The organism is Marivita sp., assembly GCF_020055675.1.
Classification (GTDB): Bacteria; Pseudomonadota; Alphaproteobacteria; order Rhodobacterales; family Rhodobacteraceae; genus Marivita.
The window spans coordinates 1-22,565 of the sequence record NZ_JAIPUS010000021.1 but is presented as its reverse complement, the minus strand read 5'-3'; the positions used below and the strand labels follow the sequence as shown (position 1 = coordinate 22,565).

Sequence of the window (22,565 nt, the reverse complement as noted above, 5' to 3'; positions counted from 1 at the left end):
TCTAGCATGGCGTCAAAAGCGGATGATGCCGTACTCACCTGTGTCGGGCGTGTCTTCCGTCATATTTGCCTTGATCGTTTCGAACAGGTACTTGGCCGCGCCATCCGTGGTCCAGATCTCGGCCTCGGTCGGTTTGAAGCGCATCAGGCGCACCGAAGGGTCTTCGCGCCCCTGTTCAAACCATGCAGCCGCCGTCGATGTCCATAATTCATCCAGTTTGGAGCTGTCGCCGGACGCGGACAGCGCCCCATCAACGGTGCCGTACATCTTGCCAGCCGGGTCGCATAGATAGATCGTGCCAAGCCTGCCCTTTTTCGCGGCCTGGAACGTGTCGTGCTCGGCTGCGGTGATGAACCAGATCGCGCTATCTTCCTTGCGGGCCAAGGGTGCCATCGGCACGGGTTTGTTCCCCTCCGTCCCAAGCAGAACCACGTGAATATTGATCATGTTGTCCCAGAATTTCTCGACCATTGGCGTTGTCATCGTCGTCTCCATTTCCACTTTGTTCGCTTTCCGGGCCTCAACGCCGCCAGAGCCTGTCCGTTCCTTGCGCTTGACCTGTCGAGGGGAAACCTTCCAGGATTGAACGTATGTTCAATAATCCCGCTTTGGGGAGCAGCGAATGTTCAACGCGACCCTGCAGTTCGATCCTGGGGAAGACGTGACACGGCAAGATCGGGCGGCCTGTTGTCTTGATGCCAGCGAACAGGCGATGGGGCCGGGTTCCTGTCGGGCGCGCCGGTGTCCTGCCTTTTCCGGGATGTGTTGCGCGGAGTGAAAAATGCAAAGAAGATCGGCGTGATGACATTTGGAAAGACGATCCCCTGATGCCGCGCTGGGGCTGGTTTGTACCCTTGGGCATTGCCACGCTTGTCGGGGCCTTGCTGGCGTTCCGGACCGGCTGGATCGCGGCGACGATATCGGAGACGGACGTGATCACTGCGTTTTCCCAACGATACGTGCAGCAGGATGGCGGCCCGGAGGCCAGCCTTGGCGATTGCGTCGGGCTGGCCGGGCAGATCGAGGGGGCTTGGATCACCGTGCGTTGCGGAAACATCCAGTATCACGTGAACCGCCTTGGCCGCCTGATGTCGACCGGCACACCACCAGAGAAGCCGTCCATATGATCCAGCACCCGATGTACACACCCGCGCCCTGCGATAGGCTTTGCAAGGCGGGCGACTGGGATCTGCCTGCAATGCTCAACGCGGCGCATCAGATCTGTGATGGTGGGGCAGCGATGGATCGGGGTCGGCTTGCCTTGATCGAGGAGTGCCTGCTGACCCATCCCGGCGTGGCGACCTGCGGGGTGGTTGGCGAACCCGATGCCCTGCGCACCAAGAGTGTGCCGGCCTGTGTGGCGCTGGATCAGGGCGTTGACGCATCGGTAATAAATCTTAAGGCATGGGTGAAGTATCGGCCTGTAAGTCATTCTTATACAAGTGAAATAAAGTTTCTCGAAGCCCTGCCGATGATGGTTGCCGGCAAGGAGTTGAAGCGTCGGGCGTGTCAGGAGGGACAGGCGTGAAACGGGTTTTGATGATTGCCGCCATGCTCTGCGCACCCCAGGTCAGTGAGGCGCAGGGTTTGACGATTGATCCGCAGATCGTGCGGGACTGTTTCGCGACCACCGAGACCGGCGCTTTTTTCCCCGCCTGTCTTGGGCAAGCCTCGGGCCAGTGTCAGGACCTGCCCGGCGGGTCGACGACCATCGGGATCGCGGAGTGCATAGCGGCCGAAACCGCCGAATGGGACACCATCCTGAACGAGGAATACCAGGCGACCCAGAAGGTCAACGAGTCCGCTGACACAGACGGGCTGTCGCAGGTGATGGACAGGTCGGATGCCTTGCGTGATGCACAACGGGCCTGGATTGCCTTTCGCGATGCCGATTGCGGGGCGCGCTACGCGATGTGGCAGAACGGCACGATTCGCACCATCGTTGCCGCGAATTGCCACCTGACGATGACGGCCCAACGCGCCATTTCTCTGCGCGACATGCGCGGAGAATGAGATGAAACTCGAGTCACAGGTCGTCACGGCGTCCGAGCCGTTCAAGACCGACCGAGCCGCGCATCTGGACGCGCTCCGCGTGGTCGAGGACGCCGCCGACCTGGCGATCGCGGGCGGCGGATCTCGTGCAGGCGGCGATGGTGCTGAGCGGGCTTGACCGTGCGCCCGGAACGCTGGACGGGTTTGCCTTGTGGCACCCTGTTGGACAGCAGGTCTGCCTGCGCTCTGATGCGTCCGAACATGTTGTGCGCCTCTCCGTGACCGCGCCGGGGGAGGTTGATCTGAGCGTCGGCGACGATATTGTGCAGGCGCGGCACGGGGCACGTGGCTGGCGCTATGAGGGGCAAGCGGCACGGGCGTGTCAGTCGGACGGCGTTTCGCTGACCCTGTTCGCTCCAGCGCTGTGCTGGTTGTGTCGTGTCGATCCATTGGAGCGCGGCGCGTTTGCCCGTGCGACCAGCGACCGGAACGAGGCCCCGATGCCGGGCATGCCCCGGTCGGTGCAGGTTGCTGCAGGAGACAAGGTGTCCGAGGGGGACAGGCTGGCGGTGCTGGACGCGATGAAGATGGAACATTCCCCGCTTGCGGCGCGTGACGGGGTGATTGCCAAGGTCATGGCGGCGGCGGGCACCCAGGTCGAAGCCGGCGCCGTTCTGATCCGGTTGGAAGAGGAGACCGCGACATGATCCGTTTGCATCATTGCCCGCAGACCCGGTCGATGCGGACGCTGTGGTTGCTGTACGAGCTCGAGGTTACCTTCGAGGTGGTCCTGCACGCCTTCGATCGCAGCCTGCGCGCCTCTGAATACCTGACATTGTCACCGGCGGGGCGCGTTCCCGCGCTCGAGATCGACGGCGAGCGGATGTTCGAGACAGGAGCAATCACCGAATACCTGTGCGAGCGGTTTCCCGGGGCCAACATGGGGCGCGGCCCGTCGGATCCCGACCGCATGGCGTGGCTGGTCTGGGTGCATTTTGCCGAGACCATCAGCCAGCATGTCGCTGCGCTGACGCAACAGCATGTCATGCTGTACGAGGATTCGATGCGATCCCCCGTGGTGATGAAGCTGGAGGCGGCGCGTCTTGGCAAATGTTACGACGCCCTGGAGGCGCGGCTGTCGACACCGGTGGAAAACCGCGACTATCTTTTGACCAGCGGCTTTTCGGCCGCCGATGTGTCTGTCGGGCAGGCGGTGTACATGGCGCGGCATTTCAGGACGTTGGACGATCATCCCGCGGTGTCCGACTGGTACGACCGGATCACGGATCGAGACGCGTTCCGAAAATCCCTGCCCGATGCGGCAGGCGCGCGGTTGTATGCGCAGGAGTTTTACCCCGCGTGGGAGACCGATGACTGAACGCGATTTGCATGTTTTCAAAGCCGGGACGCAAGAGCGCGGCGTGCCGGATCGGGTCGAGAGTTTCGAGGTAAGGCCGCGCGACGGGTTGCAGACCGAGGCACGGCTGATCCCGGTGGCGGAGAAGGTGGCCCTGGTCGATTGTCTCTCGGGAGCCGGCATTGGGCGAATCGAGTGCGCGGGTTTCGTCTCGCCGAAACGGCTGCCCGGCGTGTCCTGTGTCGCCTTGACGCCGAACCTGCGCGGGCTTGATGCGACGATGGCTGCAAAGGCCGACGGGGTGGCAATTTTCGGGTCGGCGTCCGACGGGTTTTCGCGCGTCGATATAAATGCGTCGATCGCGGAGAGGCTGGAGCGGTTCGCACCCGTGTCCGAGGCCGCCCAAGCGGCGGATTTGCCGGTGCGGGGGCAGACCGGCCGGGTGACGCGGGCCCACGTGGACCATGCGATTGACGCGCGGACACAGCGCTGGACATCGGAGGAGGCCCGCGAAGGCGTGGCGGCGTTCTTCGACAAGCGCAGCCCGAGCTGGCCGTGATCGTCCAGATTGCACATCTTTACGCATCGACCTGCCTGGCCATCGTCTTCTTCGAGGTTGCTTTGATCGCCGGCGCGCCGCTGGGTGCCTATACTCAGGGCGGCAAACATGAGGGTGCCTTGCCGCTCTCGGGTCGACTGGTTGCGGCAACCTCGGTCCCTGTTGTGCTGTTCAACGCCCTCGCGATCCTTTCGGCCGCGGGGTTCCCCGGTTTGGGGTGGCCGGTCTGGACAGGGTGGCTGGCCTTCGTGGTTCAGGCGATGACCGCAGTCTTGAACTTGCTCACGCCCTCCAGGCCGGAACGCGCGGTTTGGGCACCGGTGACCCTGGTCATGACAGCGATGGCCTTGGTGGTGATGACCGCGTGACGGCAGGGGTGCGCGGTTTGACACAGCCGCCATTCGGACGTGATGCGTCGGCCAGAAGGAAGACCGCAGCACGCTGGCGGTGTTTCGCGATCCCCGTGGCAGATGGGGGCTTCGGTGCCCCATGTCGGGCAGCCGCCAGCTGCGTGAATTTCGTGATGTCGGGCGTGCCACGTCACCAAAGGCCTGACCGATTGCCGCATGTGGCGGAAATTACTGAAAAATTTACGCCATTTGCCTGAAATGCATGGCTTTTTGCGGCGATTTCAAGAGGCGCAGCCCGGTTGACCCCGCCGGGTGTCGGGAGTACATCCCTTTTCAAGTCAACCTAGCCACTTGACGGCGCGCCATGCAGCGTGACCATATAAGGAGCCTTCGTCTTGGAAGACATGTTGCGGGAATACCTGCCAATCCTCGTTTTTTTGGGCATCGCGATCGGGCTTGGCCTTGTTCTTATCCTTGCCGCCGTGATCGTTGCAGTGCGCAATCCGGACCCCGAAAAGGTGTCTGCGTATGAATGCGGGTTCAACGCCTTCGATGATGCGCGGATGAAGTTCGACGTGCGGTTCTACCTAGTGTCGATCCTGTTCATCATCTTCGATCTGGAAATTGCGTTCCTGTTCCCGTGGGCGGTCGCGTTCTCGGATATCAGCATGACGGGCTTTTGGTCGATGATGGTGTTCCTCGCGGTTCTTACCATCGGCTTTGCTTATGAATGGAAGAAGGGAGCGCTCGAATGGGAGTGACCGATTCCGATACAGACGCCGCGCGCGTCACCGACACACAGGGCATGGGCGGCAATCAAAGCCCGCGCGTGAAGTCGGGCCCATCTGCCCGCGCTCCGGGAGAAGCATATGAGCCCGATTTGGCCGGGGATGCGGCGACGCAGACGCTCAATCGCGAACTGTCCGACAAGGGCTTTTTGCTGACGTCGACCGAGGATATCATCAACTGGGCGCGCACCGGCAGCTTGCACTGGATGACCTTTGGTCTGGCCTGCTGCGCCGTCGAGATGATGCACACCTCGATGCCGCGCTACGACATGGAACGGTTTGGCACCGCGCCGCGTGCATCGCCGCGCCAGTCGGACCTGATGATCGTTGCCGGCACCTTGACCAACAAGATGGCCCCGGCACTGCGCAAGGTGTACGACCAGATGCCCGAGCCGCGCTACGTGATTTCGATGGGGTCCTGTGCCAACGGGGGCGGGTACTACCACTACAGCTATTCGGTGGTGCGTGGCTGTGACCGGATCGTGCCGGTTGATGTTTACGTGCCGGGGTGCCCGCCGACCGCCGAAGCGCTGTTATACGGGATCATGGCGCTGCAACGCAAGATCCGCCGGACGGGGACGATTGTACGATGAGTGACGCGCTGAAAGAACTGGCCCAGCATATCGAGCTGAAGCGCCCGGACTGCGTGCTGTCCTGGAACGCTGCCCATGGTGAATTGAACATTGAGGTGACGCCGTCGAATATCGCGGGGTTTGTCGAGTTTCTGAAAACCGACCAGACCTGCAAGTTTTCGACGCTGGTGGATATCACGGCAGTGGACTACCCGGCGCGGCCCAAGCGGTTCGACGTCGTGTATCACTTTCTGTCGATGTATCAGAACCACCGCGTGCGCGTGCGGTCCAGCATCCGAGAAGACGAGATGGTGCCGTCGGTGACAGCGGTTCACCCCTGCGCCAATTGGTTCGAGCGGGAGGTGTTCGACATGTTCGGCATCCTGTTCACCGGCCACCCCGATCTGCGCCGCATTCTGACCGATTACGGCTTTCGCGGATTTCCGTTGCGCAAGGATTTCCCGACCACGGGTTATACCGAGGTGCGGTATGACGAAGAGAAAAAGCGCGTGGTCTATGAGCCGGTGAGCCTTGTGCAGGAATATCGGCAATTCGATTTCATGTCGCCCTGGGAGGGCGCGGAGTACGTTTTGCCGGGCGACGAGAAGCAGGACGAGAAGGCAGGCTGATGGGGTTTTTCATCTGGCTGGTCGTCACGGCCGCCACGCTTGTCCCGATGTTGAAACTCCTGCCCCATTTCGGGGTTAACAAGAACTGGGCGTTCGGCGTGGTGATCCCGGTCGGGACGCTGGTTCTGCTCTGGGTGATGGCGATGAAGCTGCAAGAATTGGAGAAACGCTGATGATGGACGGGTCCAAATTCGACGATGGCAGCATCGACGCGGTCTCTGGCGAACAGAGCATCCGCAACTTCAATATCAACTTCGGTCCGCAACACCCGGCAGCGCACGGCGTTTTGCGCCTGGTTCTCGAGCTGGATGGCGAGATCGTGGAGCGCTGCGATCCGCATATCGGCTTGCTGCATCGTGGCACCGAAAAGCTGATGGAAAGCCGGACCTACCTGCAGAACCTGCCGTATTTCGACCGGCTGGATTACGTTGCACCGATGAACCAGGAACATGCCTGGTGTCTGGCCATTGAACGGCTGACCGGCGTCGAGGTGCCGCGTCGGGCTTCGCTGATCCGGGTGCTCTACTCCGAGATCGGACGTATCCTGTCGCACCTGCTAAACGTGACGACCCAGGCAATGGATGTGGGCGCGCTCACCCCGCCGCTTTGGGGTTTCGAAGAGCGTGAAAAGCTGATGGTTTTCTACGAACGGGCCTGTGGCGCGCGGTTGCACGCGGCATATTTCCGGCCCGGAGGTGTGCACCAGGACCTGTCGGCGGACCTGATCAACGACATTGAGGAATGGTGCGGGACCTTCCCAAAGGTGCTCGACGATATCGACGGGTTGCTGACGGAGAACCGGATTTTCAAGCAACGGAACGCCGATATCGGCGTCGTGAGCGAAGAGGAAATCAAGGACTGGGGCTTTTCCGGCGTGATGGTGCGCGGGTCGGGCCTGGCTTGGGATTTGCGCCGCTCACAGCCCTACGAATGCTATGATGAGTTCGATTTCAGGATTCCGGTCGGCAAGAACGGCGACTGCTTTGACCGGTATCTCGTGCGGATGGCCGAGATGCGCGAAAGCGTGAAGATCATGCAGCAGGCGATCGACAAGCTGCGCGCTCCGGACGGGCAGGGGGACGTTTTGTCCCGGGGCAAGGTCACGCCGCCGAAGCGGTCCGAGATGAAGACGTCGATGGAAGCATTGATCCATCATTTCAAACTTTATACCGAAGGGTTCCACGTCCCCGAGGGCGAGGTCTATGCCGCTGTCGAGGCCCCGAAGGGCGAGTTCGGTGTGTACCTCGTGGCTGATGGTACCAACAAACCCTACCGCGCCAAGCTGCGCGCGCCGGGATACTTGCACCTTCAGGCGATGGATCACGTGGCCAGCGGGCATCAGCTGGCCGATGTGGCAGCGATCATCGGGACGATGGATGTCGTGTTCGGAGAAATTGACCGATGACGATCCGGGGACTTTCGGTCTTTGGTGCCACGGGTCTTTTGGCCGCCTGTGCACTGCCGCCAGAGGGCGTGACGCCCGAAGACCTGGTCATGTTCGACGAGGCTGTGGCGTCGATCGGCTGTGACTTGGTGGGCGAGAGCGATTACCTGCCCGTTGAACTTCAGACCGGGTTGACGCGCCAGCAGGTGCTTGAAACCGCGCAATACAAGCTGAACGCCGAAGAGGCTGTGCGTTTGTCGAATGGCGGGATCCGCTTGACGACAGGAGCCTGTGCTGCGGCATGATCCGGGGTGACGTGATATCCGCCGCGCCGGCCGTTGCTGCACGACTGTTTTCGATGGATAGGCTGCGGGATCAACGCCTGTGGCCGTCGGTGCATCCGGACGCGCCTGCGGGCGGGCGTCCGGATGGTGCCATTCCGATATACCCGTTGTCTGTGTGATGACGCAATAGGACTTGATATGCAAAGACGCCTACATTCCGAACAGCCCGAGGCTTTCGCCTTTACCGATGCCAACCAGGCCTGGGCCGAAGCGCAGATCACCAAGTATCCCGAAGGCCGTCAGGCCAGCGCGATCATTCCGATTTTGTGGCGCGCACAGGAACAGGAAGGCTGGCTGAGCCGTCCGGCAATCGAGACGGTCGCGGACATGCTGGACATGGCCTATATGCGGGCCTTGGAAGTCGCCTCTTTCTACTTCATGTTTCAACTGCAACCCGTTGGTAGCGTTGCCAATATCCAGGTGTGTGGCACGACGTCCTGCATGATCTGCGGCGCCGAGGACCTTATATCGGTCTGCCGCGAAAAGATCGCGCCCAAGCCGCATACGCTGTCCGAAGATGGCAAGCTGAGCTGGGAAGAGGTCGAGTGCCTGGGCGCGTGTGCCAATGCGCCGATGGCACAGATCGGCAAGGATTATTACGAGGATCTGACCGCAGAGCGGCTGTCGGAAATTCTCGATGCGCTCGTGGCAGGCGATGTGCCGGTTCCCGGCCCGCAGACGGGGCGCTTCGCGTCCGAGCCGAAGTCCGGCCTGACCAGTCTGACGGCGTATCAAACCGGCACGTACACGCACAACGCGTCGGTGCATTTGGCGCAAGAGCTGGGGGACACGGTCAAGCGGATCGACGGGACCGAAGTTCCGTTGACCGCCCCCTGGCAGGGCAAAGCTGCGAATGCGGCCACGCCGCCCAAGCCGGGACCCGACGCGATGATGCCACCTTCCGGGCCGGACGGTCCGCAAGGTGGGCGTGACAAGGGGGAGGACGCCGCGCCGCGCGACGTCGGGGAGGCGTCCGACAAGACATCCGAAGCCCCCGGAGAAGCGCCGGAGGTTGCGGCCAAGGCGAAACCTCCCACGGATGCCAGCGCCGAGGCGCACCCTGCCAAGGCTGGCGGGTCCGGCCCGCATGCCTCGCCCGGCCTCAGGCCTGCGACACTGGATGCGCCGCGCGACGGACAAGCCGATGACCTGAAGCGGATCCGCGGGATTGGCCCGAAGTTGGAAAAAATGTGCAATCGCTTAGGTTTTTATCATTTCGACCAGATTGCAAGCTGGACAGACGAGGAAGTCGCCTGGGTCGACCAGAACCTTGAGGGGTTCAAAGGCCGCGTTTCGCGGGATAATTGGGTTCAACAAGCCAAGACCCTTGCCTCGGGCGGCGAGACGGAGTTTTCTGCACGTGTCAAAAAGGGCGATGTTTACGACGAGTAATATCTGAACACGGACAGGGAGAGTACAAATGCAACAACAGAATTCCGGCATGAGTTGCCAGCTGGGGTCATGGGCTTTGGCCGCAGGGATCGGGTTGCTTGCCACGGTCCTTTTGCTGATCATCGGCGACTGGGGTTGGATCGGAGCCATTTTCATGGGGGTCGTGACCCTCGCGGTACTGGGTCTGCTGTTCGGGTATCTGTTCTGCCGCGATCTGCCTGCGCCGCGCGGGCCGGGTAACATCGATAGCAGCGGTGCACGGGAGACATCTGCATCGGCGCCAACGGGCAGCGCGCCGGCGGCTGAAAGTGCTGCCAGTGCTGCGCCTGTGTCCACGGCGGTCGCACCTGAAAGCCCGGCCACGAGCGCGCCGGCTGCTGCGGATGCGCAGCCCGATGTGCGCACGGCCGACGCCACCACGGATGCCGAAGCGGGATCGCAGGTCAAGCCGACGACCAAGCTTGAAGGTCAGGATGAACTCGCAGCCCGGAAGGGCGAATGGAAATACGAAGGCGATGCTGGCTCGACGGAGACATCTGCCGCCGAGGACAAATCAGCCCCCGTAGCCAAGGAGCCCGCGGCCAAGGATTACGATGGCGACGGGACGGTCGAAGGGGAAAACGAGGGGACGAAACCCGAGACCTTGACCGAGGCGCGTGAAGGTGGCCCGGACAACCTGAAGGAAATAAAAGGTGTCGGACCGAAACTTGAGAAGCTTTTGAACTCAATGGGCTTTTTCCACTTCGACCAGATTGCCAATTGGACCGAAGCCGAGGTGGCATGGGTGAATGCCAATCTCGAAGGGTTCAAGGGCCGCGTGAGTCGCGACGGTTGGGTGGAACAAGCAAAGATCCTTGCCTCTGGTGAGGATACCGAGTTTTCCAAGCGCGTTGACAAGGGTGACGTGTACTGACGCGGGGCCCGGATCGAATGAAACGCCAGCGTTCAGAGGAGTCGCGGACCGGCCAGCGTGTTGCGCTGTTCATTGCCGGGATCGGGCTTTTCTGGATACTGGTGACAGCCCTGGGGGCGCAATATGGCTGGAGCCAGCGCACCCGCGCCCTATTTGACCTGGTTGCACTGGCCGGGTTCGGGGCAGGGCTTTGGATGACATACAAACTCTGGCGTGCCCGCCAGAATGACAAGGATTGAGCAATGCTGAGCGATCAGGACCGGATCTTTACCAATATTTACGGGATGCACGACCGGACCCTCAAAGGGGCACAGGCGCGCGGCCATTGGGATGGCACGGCCAAGCTCATTGAAAAGGGCCGCGACTGGATTGTCGACGAGATGAAACAATCCGGTCTGCGCGGGCGCGGCGGTGCAGGGTTTCCCACGGGGTTGAAATGGTCGTTCATGCCCAAGGAAAGCGATGGGCGTCCGGCCTATCTTGTGGTGAACGCCGACGAATCCGAGCCGGGCACCTGCAAGGACCGGGAAATCATGCGGCATGATCCGCACACGCTGATCGAGGGCTGCCTGATCGCGTCTTTCGCGATGCAGGCGCACGCCTGCTACATCTATATCCGGGGCGAATACATCCGTGAAAAAGAGGCGCTTCAAGCCGCCATCGACGAGGCGTATGACGCCGGGTTGATCGGCAAGAACGCGAGCGGATCGGGCTGGGATTTCGATCTTTACCTGACCCACGGCGCGGGCGCCTATATCTGCGGCGAGGAAACCGCGCTTCTGGAATCGCTTGAGGGCAAAAAGGGCATGCCGCGCATGAAGCCGCCATTCCCTGCGGGCGCGGGGCTTTATGGCTGCCCGACCACGGTCAACAACGTAGAATCCATTGCCGTGGTGCCAACGATCCTGCGCCGCGGGGCGGAATGGTTCTCGGGGTTCGGTCGCCAGAACAACGCGGGGACAAAGCTCTTTGCCGTGTCCGGCCATGTGAACAATCCCTGTGTTGTCGAAGAGGCCATGTCGATCAGTTTCGAAGAGTTGATCGAGACGCATTGCGGCGGCATTCGCGGCGGTTGGGATAATCTCAAGGCGGTGATCCCGGGCGGCTCGTCGGTTCCCTGTGTGCGCGGCGAAAACATGAAAGACGCCATCATGGATTTCGATTACCTGCGTGGCGAGCTTGGATCGGGCCTTGGCACGGCGGCGGTGATCGTGATGGACAAGGATACCGACATCATCAAGGCGATCTGGCGGCTGTCGAAGTTCTACAAGCACGAAAGCTGTGGCCAGTGCACCCCTTGCCGGGAAGGGACCGGCTGGATGATGCGGGTCATGGACCGTTTGGTGCGCGGCGAGGCCGAGGTCGAGGAGATCGACATGCTGTTCGACGTGACCAAGCAGGTCGAGGGCCACACGATCTGCGCGCTTGGCGATGCGGCGGCCTGGCCGATCCAGGGGCTGATCAAGAATTTCCGCGACGAGATCGAGGAGCGGATCAAGATGCAGAGGGCGGGTCGCCTAAGCGCCGTGGCGGCGGAGTAGGGCGCGTCGACGCCCGTTGGCGCAGCAGTTCGGACATTGATGGTCAAGGGTCTTCGACAGGCGATGCGCCGGGTTTGATCGCGATGCTGGCCCCAAGGGCTTGCAAGCCCGGTCGCTCTGCGCGCAAGGTGCCGACACGATTGGAAAAGGTTACCACCATGAAAGCAGCATGGGCAGCACTCTTTGGATCGATGATTCTTGCGGGATGCGGAGCGTCGGATCGCGACACGATCACCTTTGAAGGCGCGCGCTTCACCGGCGATTTGCAGTCTGAACGGGGAAATCGCGCCGCGTTTGTCGCGACCGGAGGTCCGGCCTCGGTCAGCCTTGAAGGCTCAAGGCAGGCGGCGCAATTCCAGGCGGTGCAACATTGCATCGGCTATCTGGGCACGTCTGATGTCGATTGGAAAAACGGCCCTTATGTCGACGACAGCGAACTGACGATACGCGACAATGCCGTTGTTCTGACGGGGCGCTGTGTTGAGCCGTAATCTGCGGCAAATCATGCTGTCGCCTTGAAGGGTCTCGCGTGCGGCCCCCACACTGTGATGAGAGATTTCTGGATTATCGGATGCGTATCCTCGTTCCCCTCCTGAGCCTGGCTGTCCTGGCCGGCACTGCGGCTTTGGCCAAGCCGCCATTGCGCGATGTGGCACAGATCGACAATGGCGTGATGACGGTGGCGATTGCCGATGCAATCCGCAAATCATGCGAAGATATCAATCCGCGCCTGATCCGGGCCTATTCAGCGCTGAACGCGCTCAAGTCGATGGCGCGCGAAAGGGGCTATTCGGACGAGGAAGTGGAAACCTACGTGACCTCGAAAGACGAAAAGGCACGTATGAAAGCCAAGGCGGAACGCTACCTGGCCAGTCAGGGCGTTACGCTTGATGATCGTCCCGGGTTGTGCCGCTTCGGCAGGGAACAGATCGCGGCCGAGACCGCAATCGGGCGTTTGTTGAGATAAAAGGCGCATTGGTGCCGGGTCGATTGCCGGGTCCGCGTCGATATTTCCCGCCTTCTTTTTTGCGCAAACTATGGCCTATCTTTTCAAGTCACGTTAGAACACCAGCGACGTCAGCCGATAGCCTTTCTGCCACGGCATCGACTGCGCCAGCCAAACGGGAACAAAGAGCTTGGGCATGTCTGACTTTCGCAAGATCATCATCGATGGGAACGAGATTGAAGTCGAAGGCGGGATGACGCTGATCCAGGCCTGTGAACAGGCCGGAATCGAAATCCCGCGATTCTGCTATCACGAACGCCTGTCCATCGCGGGCAATTGCCGGATGTGTCTTGTCGAGGTTGTGGGCGGCCCGCCCAAGCCCGCGGCAAGCTGCGCGATGCAGGTCAAGGATTTGCGTCCCGGCAAGGACGGGGAGCCGCCTGTCGTCAAGACCAACAGCCCGATGGTAAAGAAGGCGCGTGAAGGGGTGATGGAGTTTCTGCTCATCAACCACCCGCTGGATTGCCCGATCTGCGATCAGGGCGGCGAATGCGACCTTCAGGACCAGGCGATGGCCTATGGTGTCGATTTCAGCCGCTTCCGCGAGCCAAAGCGCGCGGTCGAGGATCTGGACCTTGGTCCATTGGTTGAAACCCACATGACGCGCTGCATTTCCTGCACCCGCTGCGTGCGCTTCACCACCGAGGTCGCGGGCATCAGCCAGATGGGCCAGACCGGCCGGGGAGAAGATGCAGAGATCACGTCCTACCTTGGCGAAACGCTCGAATCGAACTTGCAGGGCAACATCATCGATCTTTGCCCGGTAGGCGCGCTGGTGTCGAAGCCCTATGCGTTCACAGCCCGCCCGTGGGAGCTGACCAAGACCGAATCCATCGACGTAATGGATGCGCTTTGTTCCAACATCCGGGTCGACACCAAGGGTCGCGAGGTCATGCGGTTCCTGCCGCGGAACCATGACGGCGTGAACGAGGAGTGGATTTCCGACAAGACGCGCTTCGTCTGGGACGGTCTGCGCCGTCAGCGTCTCGACAAACCCTTCGTGCGTGAAAACGGCAAGCTGCGTCCCTCGACATGGCCCGAGGCGCTGACCAAGGCGGCCGAGGCGATGAAGGGCAGGAAACTGGCCGGGCTGGTCGGGGATCTCGTGCCGACCGAAGCGGGTTACGCCCTCAAGCACCTGATCGAAGCCCAGGGCGGTCATGTCGAATGCCGCACAGACGGGGCCAAACTGCCCGCAGGCAACCGGTCCGGCTATGTCGGCACGGCGACGATTGAAGAGATCGACACGGCGGACAAGATTCTGCTGATCGGCACCAACCCGCGCGATGAAGCGCCGGTTTTGAACGCGCGTATTCGCAAGGCCTGGGCCGCGGGCGCGGATGTCACGGTCGTCGGAGAGGCTGCAGACCTGACCTACAACTATGAGCATATGGGCACCGGGCGCGCGGCGCTTGAGCATATGGCGGATCTGGATATGTCCGATCTGCAAGACAAGGCCAGCATCGTGATCGTGGGTCAGGGCGCCCTGCGCGAAGCCGATGGCGCAGCCGTCTTGGCGCAGGTGCAGGCAATTTGCGAAAAATCCGGCGGCAAGCTTTTGGTCCTGCACACGGCTGCGGGCCGCGTCGGCGCGATGGATGCCGGGTGCACCACGGAAGGCGGGCTTGACGCTGCCATCGAGGGTGCCGAGGTGATCTACAACCTTGGGGCGGATGAAGTGGACATCGCGGATGGCCCGTTCGTCATCTACCAGGGCAGTCACGGTGACAGAGGTGCGCATCGCGCCGACATCATCCTGCCGGGTGCCGCCTATACTGAGGAACAAGGCCTGTTCGTGAACACCGAAGGACGCCCGCAACTGGCGTTGCGTGCCGGCTTTGCCCCGGGCGAGGCCAAGGAAAACTGGGCGATCCTGCGGGCTCTGTCCGCCGAGCTGGGCGCAACGCTGCCCTTTGACAGCCTGGCGCAGCTGCGTCGCGCACTGGTGGCAGATGTGCCGCATCTGGCCAAGATCGACACGGTGCCCGAGAACGCATGGCAGGCCGAGTCGGCGGGCAAGCTGGGGCAAGCGGATTTTCGCAACGCGGTGCAGGATTTCTACCTGACAAACCCGATCGCGCGGGCGAGCACGCTGATGGCCGAACTGTCGGCGGGTGTGAAATCCCGCAAGGACACGAAGATCGCCGCGGAGTGAGCCGGATGCGCCACATCGCGGGCATAACTCCGGTCGCCTTGGCGATGGTCGGCGGTCTGTCGGGATGTGACGCTGCGGACCCCGAGGCGGGACGGGTCAAGCCGGTCTACGAAGGGGTGGACACGGCGCTTCTGGAGGACGGTCTGGTGCGGTTCAAGGTCGCCATGTACGGCGCGCGGGATGCCTCCGACGTCGAGGATTATGCCGAATGTGCCGCAGCGCAATATGCGCTGATCCGCGGGTATGGTTTTGCGCGTCATTTGCGCACAAAAGTTGACGAAGAGGCTGGCCTCTGGCGAGGAGATGCGGTTTACACCATCTCGCCGGCGCTGCCACGCGGGGTGCGGACCATCGACGCCGAAGTCGTGTCCGCCTCTTGCGCTGAAAACGGAATACCGATGGTTTGAGGACGTGATGGCTGATTTCTTTACGACAACTGCCGGGATCGGCGTGATCATCGTGGCACAGTGCCTTGCGGTACTGGGGTTCGTGATGGTCAGCCTTTTGTTCCTCGTCTATGGCGACCGGAAAATCTGGGCGGCCGTCCAGATGCGGCGCGGACCCAATGTCGTGGGCGCCTACGGGCTGCTGCAAACGGTGGCGGATGCATTGAAATACGTCGTGAAAGAGGTCGTCGTGCCCGCCGGGGCCGACAAGCCGGTCTTCATGCTGGCGCCGCTGTCGTCCTTCGTGCTGGCGGTGATGCTCTGGGCGGTGATTCCGTTCAACGACACGTGGGTGCTGGCCGACATCAACGTGGCCATCCTCTACGTCTTCGCGATTTCCTCGCTCGAGGTGTACGGTGTGATCATGGGCGGATGGGCGTCCAACTCCAAATACCCGTTCCTCGGGTCTTTGCGGTCGGCGGCGCAGATGATTTCCTACGAGGTATCGCTGGGCCTGATCATCATCGGCATCATCATTTCCACCGGATCGTTGAATTTCGGCGAGATCGTGCGCGCGCAGGATGGCGCTTTCGGCTTTTTCAACTGGTACTGGCTGCCGCATTTCCCGATGGTCTTCCTGTTCTTCATCTCGGCATTGGCCGAAACCAACCGTCCGCCCTTTGATCTTCCCGAAGCGGAGTCCGAATTGGTGGCGGGCTACCAGGTGGAATACTCCTCGACGCCGTTCCTGCTGTTCATGGCCGGCGAATACATCGCGATCTTCCTGATGTGCGCGCTGATGTCTTTGCTGTTCTTCGGCGGCTGGCTGTCGCCGATCCCCGGCCTGCCGGATGGCGCGCTGTGGATGGTCGGCAAGATGGCGTTCTTCTTTTTCCTCTTCGCGATGGTCAAGGCGATCACCCCGCGCTACCGCTATGACCAACTGATGCGGCTGGGATGGAAAGTGTTCCTGCCGTTCAGCCTGGTCTGGGTGGTCTTCGTGGCCTTCGCGGCGAAATTCGACTGGTTCTGGGGCGCATTCGCGCGCTGGGTATAAGGAGAGCTGACATGACGCAGATCGATTACGGACGCGCCGCGAAGTATTTCCTGCTGCAAGACTTCTTTCAGGGCATGAAGCTCGGCCTGCGGTATTTCTTCGGTCCGAAGGCGACGCTGAACTATCCGCATGAAAAGGGTTACCTGTCGCCCCGGTTTCGGGGTGAGCACGCGCTGCGCCGTTATCCCAACGGCGAGGAACGTTGCATCGCCTGCAAGCTGTGTGAAGCGATCTGCCCGGCACAGGCGATCACCATCGACGCTGAACCCCGCGATGACGGGTCGCGCCGCACGACGCGCTATGACATCGACATGACGAAATGCATCTATTGTGGCTTCTGCGAGGAGGCCTGCCCGGTGGACGCGATCGTAGAGGGGCCGAACTTCGAATTTTCGACGGAAACGCGGGAAGAGCTGTACTACGACAAGGCGAAGCTGCTGGACAATGGCGACCGCTGGGAAGCCGAGATTGCCCAGAACCTCGAACTGGATGCGCCGTACCGATGATGTCTGCACACCCGGAATATCCCACGGTCCCGGATCTGCGAGGTGCGTCATGAGCGCATCGAAGTCGCCGTTCGAGCTGATGATGGAGCAGGCGCAGGAGATGGCCAAGGCTTTCAACCCGGCGCTGTCGTCTTTTGATCCCAAGGGATACGAAAAGATGTGGCCAACCATGCCGAAAGACACCATGGAGATGTGGTTCGGCAAGGGTCTGAGCAAGCAGGGTCTGGACGCCAAGACGCGGCTTTTGCTGACGATTGCAGGACTGACGATGCAGGGTGCGCAGGCCGATACGCAGTTTCGCCTGACGGTGCGCCACGCGATCGAGGCGGGGGCCACGTCGGACGAGGTTGCCGAGACCATCGCCCAGATGTCGATGTTCGCGGGTATTCCGGCCATGACCCGCGCCATGGAGCTCGCGCGCGAGGTGATGGAAGATGACAAAAAGGATGACGAGACATGAGCGTCTTTGCTTTCTATCTCTTTGCGATCAGCACGATTGCGGGCGGGTTGTTCACCGTGATCAGCCGAAACCCGGTGCATTCTGTGTTGTGGCTCATCCTGGCTTTCCTGTCTTCCGCAGGGTTGTTCGTGCTTCTGGGGGCCGAATTCGTCGCGATGCTTCTGGTGATCGTCTATGTCGGCGCGGTGGCGGTGCTGTTCCTGTTTGTCGTGATGATGCTCGACGTGGACTTTTCGCAGCTCAAGGCGGAGATGGCGCGCTACATGCCGCTGGCGCTGTTGTTCGGGGTGATCATCCTGATGCAGTTCGCGATTGCCTTTGGAGCGTGGGAATCCAACGCGGCCGCGGAAGGGCTGCGGGCGCAGGTGGCGCCGGTGGACCGGCACAATACCGAAGCCTTGGGGCTGATCCTTTATGATCAATACTTCCTGCTGTTCCAGCTTGCGGGCCTGATCCTGCTGGTGGCGATGATCGGGGCGATCGTGCTCACATTGCGGCACCGGTCGGACGTGAAGCGGCAGAACGTGCTGGCGCAGATGTATCGCGATCCGGCCAAGGCGATGGAACTGAAAGACGTGAAGCCGGGGCAGGGGCTGTGACCGTGCCAGACAGGTGTCCCATGCATGGGACACCGTGCGAGACGTGAGACTTCAAAGGGTTACGAGGACGGATTCACCGTTTCTTAACCAAAGTAAAGAACCAGAGGGCAAAAGGCCCCGGGGGACGTGATGATAGGACTTGAGCATTACCTGACAGTGGCAGCGGTGCTGTTCGTTACGGGCATTTTCGGGCTGTTTCTGAACCGAAAGAACGTGATCATCCTGCTGATGAGCGTCGAGTTGATGCTTCTGGCGGTGAACATCAACCTCGTCGCGTTTTCGAGCTTCCTGAACGACCTTGTGGGGCAGGTGTTCACCCTGTTCGTGCTGACGGTCGCTGCGGCCGAAGCGGCCATCGGGCTGGCAATCCTCGTCTGTTTCTTCCGCAACCGTGGCTCCATCGCGGTTGAAGACGTCAACGTGATGAAGGGCTGACGATCATGGAAACGCTTATCCTGTTTTCTCCGTTGGTCGGATCGCTCATTTGCGGCTTCGGTTGGAAGTTCATCGGCGAGACTGCGGCGCAATGGGTCTCGACCGGCCTGTTGTTCTTGGCCTGCCTGCTTTCGTGGATCGTGTTCCTGGCGCATGACGGCGTCACCGAGACCATCAACATCCTGCGCTGGATCGAGTCCGGCACGCTGAGCACCGAATGGGCGATCCGGCTGGACCGGCTGACCGCGATCATGCTGATCGTTGTGACGACCGTCTCCGCGCTGGTGCACCTCTATTCCTTTGGCTACATGGCGCATGACGAGAATTTCCGCGAAGGCGAGGTCTATCGCCCACGGTTCTTCGCCTATCTGTCGTTCTTCACCTTCGCCATGCTGATGCTCGTGACATCGGACAACCTTGTTCAGATGTTCTTCGGCTGGGAGGGCGTGGGGGTGGCATCCTACCTGTTGATCGGGTTCTACTATCGCAAGCCGAGCGCCAATGCGGCCGCGATCAAGGCGTTCGTGGTCAACCGGGTTGGCGATTTCGGCTTTGCGCTGGGGATATTCGCGCTGTTCTTCCTGGTGGACAGCGTCCGGTTTGAAGATATTTTCAATGCGGCGTCGACGCTGGCGGAAACCCAGCTGACATTTCTCTGGACCGAATGGAACGCGGCCAACCTGATCGCCTTCCTTCTGTTTATCGGCGCGATGGGCAAATCGGCACAGCTTTTCCTGCACACATGGCTGCCCGACGCGATGGAAGGCCCGACGCCCGTGTCGGCGCTGATCCACGCGGCGACGATGGTGACGGCGGGTGTGTTCCTTATCTGTCGGATGTCGCCGATCATGGAATTCGCCCCAGAGGCGATGGCGTTTGTCACCTTTCTCGGGGCGAGCACGGCCTTTGTCGCGGCGACCATCGGGCTGGTGCAAAACGATATCAAGCGCGTGATCGCCTATTCAACCATGTCGCAGCTTGGATACATGTTCGTGGCTGCCGGGGTTGGTGTCTATTCGGTTGCGATGTTCCACCTGTTCACGCACGCCTTTTTCAAGGCGATGCTGTTTCTTGGCGCGGGATCGGTGATCCACGCGATGCATCACGAGCAGGACATGCGGAACTATGGCGGTTTGCGCAAGAAGGTGCCCTATACCTTCTGGGCGATGATGATCGGCACGCTGGCCATCACCGGGGTCGGTATCCCGCTGACCGGATGGATCGGCTTTGCCGGGTTCGCATCGAAAGATGCGGTGATCGAATCAGCCTATGTCGGATCGGCCGGCGGCTATGCCTTCTGGATGCTGGTCATCGCGGCGCTGTTCACCAGCTTCTATTCCTGGCGCCTGATGTTCCTGACCTTCTATGGCAAGCCGCGGGGCAACAAGCACACCCATGAGCATGCCCATGAATCCCCGACGATCATGCTGGTCCCGCTGGGCGTTCTGGCGGTCGGGTCGATCCTGGCCGGTGCGATCTGGTATTCGAGTTTCTTCGGCAAAGTGAACGAGGTCGTGAGCTTCTTCGGCGGCGCCTATGGCGCGCCCACGGCAGAGCTGGTCGAACAGGTCGCCGAGCGCAGCCCGAAAGCGTCGGAACTCCACTACGTCATGGAAAGCGCACCGGGCGAGGCGGCGATCTATATCGCGCCGGAAAATACGGTCCTGCACGAAGCGCATTACGTGCCGACATGGGTCAAGCTGAGCCCGTTCATCGCAATGCTGATCGGCCTTGGCACGGCGTGGGTGTTCTATATCCGCGATCCATCCCTTCCCAAGCGGCTGTCCGAAAGCCAGCGTCCGCTTTACGAATTCCTGCTGAACAAGTGGTATTTCGACGAGATCTACAACTTCATCTTCGTGCAACCGGCGCGCGGCCTCGGGCGTCTCTTGTGGAAGCGCGGTGATGGCAACGTGATCGATGGATCGATCAACGGGGTCGCGATGGGCTTTATCCCGATGCTGACGCGCCTCGCCGGGCGGGCGCAATCCGGGTATATCTTCACATATGCCTTTTTCATGGTCGTGGGCATTGCGGCCCTCATCACCTGGATGACGCTCAGCGGAGGGGTAAACTGATGGACAACCTTCTTTCCATTGTGACGTTCCTGCCGGCGCTTGCGGCGCTGATCCTGATGGCTTTTCTGCGCGGTGACGATGCCGCGGCAAACCGCAACGCGAAGTGGCTGTCGCTGATCGCGACCAGCGCAACTTTCCTGATTTCGCTGTTCGTCCTGTTCCAGTTCGATCCACAAAACACCGGCTTCCAGATGGTCGAGCAGGCGGACTGGTTGCTGGGTCTGCAATACAAGATGGGTGTTGATGGCATATCGGTGCTGTTCGTCATGCTCACGACCTTCATGATGCCGCTGGTGATCGCGGCAAGCTGGGACGTGAACACGCGGGTCAAGGAATACATGATCGCCTTCCTGCTGCTGGAAACACTCATGTTGGGTGTGTTCATGGCGCTGGACCTGGTGCTGTTCTACCTGTTCTTCGAAGCCGGGCTGATCCCGATGTTCCTGATCATCGGCATCTGGGGCGGCAAGAACCGCATTTACGCCTCGTTCAAGTTCTTCCTCTATACCTTTCTTGGATCGGTGCTGATGCTGGTCGCGATGGTTGGCATGTTCTCGGAGGCGGGCACCACGGATATCGAACAGTTGATGCTGCACCAGTTCGGATCCGAGACCTTCAGCATACTTGGGGTGCAGATCGTCGGCGGCTTGCAGACCTTGATGTTCATCGCCTTTTTCGCCTCTTTCGCGGTGAAAATGCCGATGTGGCCGGTGCATACATGGCTGCCCGACGCGCACGTCCAGGCGCCCACCGCCGGATCGGTGGTTCTGGCCGCCATCCTGTTGAAGATGGGGGGCTACGGGTTCCTTCGGTTCAGCCTGCCGATGTTCCCGGTGGGGGCGGATGTGATGACACCGCTGATCCTGTGGATGAGCGTCATCGCCATCGTCTATACCTCGCTTGTTGCGTTGGTGCAGGAGGACATGAAAAAGCTGATCGCCTATTCGTCGGTGGCGCATATGGGCTACGTGACAATGGGGATTTTCGCCGCCAACCAGCAGGGCATCGACGGCGCGATCTTCCAGATGATCAGTCATGGCTTCATCTCGGGGGCGCTGTTCCTGTGCGTCGGTGTCATCTACGACCGGATGCACACGCGCGAGATCGACGCCTATGGCGGCCTCGTGAACCGGATGCCGGCCTATGCGCTGATCTTCATGCTGTTCACCATGGCGAATGTCGGCTTGCCCGGCACCTCGGGCTTTATCGGGGAATTCCTGACGCTGGTTGGGGTTTTCCAGGTCAACACATGGGTCGCCATGGTCGCCACGACGGGTGTGATCCTGTCTGCGGCCTATGCGCTCTGGCTGTATCGCCGGGTGGTGCTGGGCGACCTGATCAAGGAAAGCCTGAAGACCATCACCGACATGACGGGCCGCGAGCGGGCGATCTTTGCACCGCTGGTGGTGGCCACGATCCTGTTCGGCGTGTATCCGGCCCCGATCCTCGACACGATCGGACCGTCGGTCGAGGCTCTTGTGTCCAATTATCAAGTCGCGCTTGCGGAGGCGGATCTCGCCACGCAGGTCGCGCATAACGAATAAGGGGGCGAGGCTATGCTCTCGGCTGATCTGGGTATCATCCTGCCGGAGATCGTTCTGGCGCTCTATGCCATGGCGGCCCTGATGGGCGCGGTCTATACCGTCAAGGACGGGGCCGCATCATTGCTGGTCTGGTTGACAAGCGGTCTGTTCCTGGCCCTTGCGCTGTGGATCGGGCTGACCGGCGCGGGGACCAACGTGGCGTTCAACGGCATGTTTGTCGATGACGCGTTCGCGCGCTTTGCCAAGGTGGCGATCCTGGCGTCTGCAGCGGCGGTCTTGCTGATGTCGGAAACCTACATGACGCGGCGCGGCTTGTTGCGGTTCGAATACCCGCTTTTGATCGCGCTCGCCGTTGTCGGCATGATGATGATGGTCAGCGCCGGCGATCTGATGTCGCTTTATATGGGGCTCGAACTGCAATCCCTGGCGCTCTATGTCGTGGCGTCGCTGCGGCGGGACAGCCTGAAATCGACCGAGGCGGGGCTCAAGTATTTCGTGCTGGGCGCGCTGTCCTCGGG

30 protein-coding genes and 1 pseudogene are annotated in these 22,565 nt (G+C 61.1%); 30 read left to right on the top strand and 1 reads right to left on the bottom strand.

Annotation, left to right across the window (positions count from 1 at the left end; genetic code table 11):
• Positions 1–12: 12 nt before the first annotated feature.
• Entirely contained in the window at positions 13–483 is a 471-nt protein-coding gene (locus LCF59_RS13040) for a pyridoxamine 5'-phosphate oxidase family protein (protein WP_292288047.1), read from the bottom strand.
• Positions 484–827: 344 nt separating this feature from the next.
• Between LCF59_RS13040 and LCF59_RS13035 the strand changes: the two genes are divergently transcribed.
• The 30 genes and pseudogenes from LCF59_RS13035 to LCF59_RS12890 all read left to right on the top strand — a co-directional run.
• Positions 828–1,127 (top strand): hypothetical protein, encoded by a 300-nt coding sequence (locus tag LCF59_RS13035; RefSeq protein WP_292288046.1) that lies wholly within the window; start codon positions 828–830, stop codon positions 1,125–1,127.
• Positions 1,124–1,528 carry a hypothetical protein gene (locus LCF59_RS13030; protein WP_292288045.1) on the top strand — a complete coding sequence of 135 codons (405 nt, stop codon included), beginning with the start codon at positions 1,124–1,126 and terminating at the stop codon, positions 1,526–1,528. Before LCF59_RS13035 ends, LCF59_RS13030 begins: the two co-directional genes overlap by 4 nt.
• On the top strand, positions 1,525–2,013 hold the full coding sequence (locus tag LCF59_RS13025) for a lysozyme inhibitor LprI family protein (RefSeq protein ID WP_292288044.1): 489 nt from the start codon (positions 1,525–1,527) through the stop codon (positions 2,011–2,013). The genes LCF59_RS13030 and LCF59_RS13025 overlap by 4 nt, the downstream gene beginning before the upstream one ends.
• A 1-nt stretch (position 2,014) precedes the next feature.
• Positions 2,015–2,170 carry a hypothetical protein gene (locus tag LCF59_RS13020; protein WP_292288043.1) on the top strand — a complete coding sequence of 52 codons (156 nt, stop codon included), beginning with the start codon at positions 2,015–2,017 and terminating at the stop codon, positions 2,168–2,170.
• Positions 2,139–2,699 (top strand): biotin/lipoyl-containing protein, encoded by a 561-nt coding sequence (locus LCF59_RS13015; protein WP_292288042.1) that lies wholly within the window; start codon positions 2,139–2,141, stop codon positions 2,697–2,699. Before LCF59_RS13020 ends, LCF59_RS13015 begins: the two co-directional genes overlap by 32 nt.
• Positions 2,696–3,370, top strand: a complete 675-nt coding sequence (locus LCF59_RS13010) for a glutathione S-transferase family protein (RefSeq protein WP_292288041.1) — start codon at positions 2,696–2,698, stop codon at positions 3,368–3,370. The genes LCF59_RS13015 and LCF59_RS13010 overlap by 4 nt, the downstream gene beginning before the upstream one ends.
• Positions 3,371–3,413: 43 nt before the next feature.
• Positions 3,414–3,779, top strand: a pseudogene (locus LCF59_RS13005) (hydroxymethylglutaryl-CoA lyase); the annotation flags it as partial.
• A gap of 125 nt (positions 3,780–3,904) precedes the next feature.
• On the top strand, positions 3,905–4,276 hold the full coding sequence (locus tag LCF59_RS13000) for a hypothetical protein (protein ID WP_292288040.1): 372 nt from the start codon (positions 3,905–3,907) through the stop codon (positions 4,274–4,276).
• A 377-nt stretch (positions 4,277–4,653) separates the two neighbouring features.
• Positions 4,654–5,019 carry an NADH-quinone oxidoreductase subunit A gene (locus LCF59_RS12995; protein ID WP_292288039.1) on the top strand — a complete coding sequence of 122 codons (366 nt, stop codon included), beginning with the start codon at positions 4,654–4,656 and terminating at the stop codon, positions 5,017–5,019.
• Entirely contained in the window at positions 5,010–5,639 is a 630-nt protein-coding gene (locus LCF59_RS12990; RefSeq protein ID WP_292288038.1) for an NADH-quinone oxidoreductase subunit B family protein, read from the top strand. The genes LCF59_RS12995 and LCF59_RS12990 overlap by 10 nt, the downstream gene beginning before the upstream one ends.
• Entirely contained in the window at positions 5,636–6,247 is a 612-nt protein-coding gene (locus tag LCF59_RS12985) for an NADH-quinone oxidoreductase subunit C (RefSeq protein WP_292288037.1), read from the top strand. The genes LCF59_RS12990 and LCF59_RS12985 overlap by 4 nt, the downstream gene beginning before the upstream one ends.
• Positions 6,247–6,420 carry a hypothetical protein gene (locus LCF59_RS12980; RefSeq protein ID WP_292288036.1) on the top strand — a complete coding sequence of 58 codons (174 nt, stop codon included), beginning with the start codon at positions 6,247–6,249 and terminating at the stop codon, positions 6,418–6,420. The genes LCF59_RS12985 and LCF59_RS12980 overlap by 1 nt, the downstream gene beginning before the upstream one ends.
• 2 nt (positions 6,421–6,422) lie before the next feature.
• Entirely contained in the window at positions 6,423–7,652 is a 1,230-nt protein-coding gene (locus tag LCF59_RS12975; RefSeq protein ID WP_292288085.1) for an NADH-quinone oxidoreductase subunit D, read from the top strand.
• Entirely contained in the window at positions 7,649–7,936 is a 288-nt protein-coding gene (locus LCF59_RS12970) for a hypothetical protein (protein WP_292288035.1), read from the top strand. Before LCF59_RS12975 ends, LCF59_RS12970 begins: the two co-directional genes overlap by 4 nt.
• Before the next feature lie 177 nt (positions 7,937–8,113).
• Positions 8,114–9,367: an NADH-quinone oxidoreductase subunit E gene (locus tag LCF59_RS12965; protein ID WP_292288034.1), complete on the top strand. Its 1,254-nt coding sequence runs from the start codon at positions 8,114–8,116 to the stop codon at positions 9,365–9,367.
• A 28-nt stretch (positions 9,368–9,395) separates the two neighbouring features.
• Positions 9,396–10,280: an endonuclease gene (locus tag LCF59_RS12960; RefSeq protein WP_292288033.1), complete on the top strand. Its 885-nt coding sequence runs from the start codon at positions 9,396–9,398 to the stop codon at positions 10,278–10,280.
• Positions 10,281–10,297: 17 nt separating this feature from the next.
• Complete coding sequence (locus tag LCF59_RS12955; RefSeq protein ID WP_292288032.1) at positions 10,298–10,519, top strand: DUF5337 domain-containing protein; 222 nt, start codon at positions 10,298–10,300, stop codon at positions 10,517–10,519.
• Positions 10,520–10,522: 3 nt separating this feature from the next.
• On the top strand, positions 10,523–11,821 hold the full coding sequence (gene nuoF, locus LCF59_RS12950) for an NADH-quinone oxidoreductase subunit NuoF (protein WP_292288031.1): 1,299 nt from the start codon (positions 10,523–10,525) through the stop codon (positions 11,819–11,821).
• Positions 11,822–11,979: 158 nt separating this feature from the next.
• A complete protein-coding gene (locus tag LCF59_RS12945; RefSeq protein WP_292288030.1) occupies positions 11,980–12,312 on the top strand; it encodes a hypothetical protein in 333 nt (110 codons plus the stop codon).
• 80 nt (positions 12,313–12,392) lie between these two features.
• A complete protein-coding gene (locus tag LCF59_RS12940; protein ID WP_292288029.1) occupies positions 12,393–12,788 on the top strand; it encodes a DUF5333 domain-containing protein in 396 nt (131 codons plus the stop codon).
• Between the two features lie 175 nt (positions 12,789–12,963).
• Positions 12,964–14,982, top strand: a complete 2,019-nt coding sequence (gene nuoG / locus LCF59_RS12935; RefSeq protein WP_292288028.1) for an NADH-quinone oxidoreductase subunit NuoG — start codon at positions 12,964–12,966, stop codon at positions 14,980–14,982.
• Between the two features lie 5 nt (positions 14,983–14,987).
• Complete coding sequence (locus tag LCF59_RS12930) at positions 14,988–15,389, top strand: hypothetical protein (RefSeq protein WP_292288027.1); 402 nt, start codon at positions 14,988–14,990, stop codon at positions 15,387–15,389.
• Between the two features lie 7 nt (positions 15,390–15,396).
• Positions 15,397–16,425, top strand: coding sequence for an NADH-quinone oxidoreductase subunit NuoH (gene nuoH, locus LCF59_RS12925; RefSeq protein ID WP_292288026.1), 1,029 nt, complete (start codon positions 15,397–15,399; stop codon positions 16,423–16,425).
• 11 nt (positions 16,426–16,436) lie between these two features.
• Positions 16,437–16,931, top strand: a complete 495-nt coding sequence (nuoI, locus tag LCF59_RS12920) for an NADH-quinone oxidoreductase subunit NuoI (protein WP_292288025.1) — start codon at positions 16,437–16,439, stop codon at positions 16,929–16,931.
• Positions 16,932–16,980: 49 nt separating this feature from the next.
• A complete protein-coding gene (locus LCF59_RS12915; protein WP_292288024.1) occupies positions 16,981–17,391 on the top strand; it encodes a carboxymuconolactone decarboxylase family protein in 411 nt (136 codons plus the stop codon).
• Positions 17,388–17,990, top strand: coding sequence for an NADH-quinone oxidoreductase subunit J (locus LCF59_RS12910; protein ID WP_292288023.1), 603 nt, complete (start codon positions 17,388–17,390; stop codon positions 17,988–17,990). Before LCF59_RS12915 ends, LCF59_RS12910 begins: the two co-directional genes overlap by 4 nt.
• Before the next feature lie 129 nt (positions 17,991–18,119).
• A complete protein-coding gene (nuoK, locus tag LCF59_RS12905; protein ID WP_292288022.1) occupies positions 18,120–18,425 on the top strand; it encodes an NADH-quinone oxidoreductase subunit NuoK in 306 nt (101 codons plus the stop codon).
• A 5-nt stretch (positions 18,426–18,430) separates the two neighbouring features.
• Complete coding sequence (nuoL, locus tag LCF59_RS12900) at positions 18,431–20,503, top strand: NADH-quinone oxidoreductase subunit L (protein WP_292288021.1); 2,073 nt, start codon at positions 18,431–18,433, stop codon at positions 20,501–20,503.
• The gene (locus LCF59_RS12895) at positions 20,503–22,047 is read left to right on the top strand and encodes an NADH-quinone oxidoreductase subunit M (protein WP_292288020.1); all 1,545 of its coding nucleotides are present in this window, start codon (positions 20,503–20,505) and stop codon (positions 22,045–22,047) included. Before nuoL ends, LCF59_RS12895 begins: the two co-directional genes overlap by 1 nt.
• 12 nt (positions 22,048–22,059) lie before the next feature.
• The coding region (locus LCF59_RS12890; RefSeq protein ID WP_292288019.1) for a proton-conducting transporter membrane subunit at positions 22,060–22,565 on the top strand (506 nt) is incomplete at its 3' end.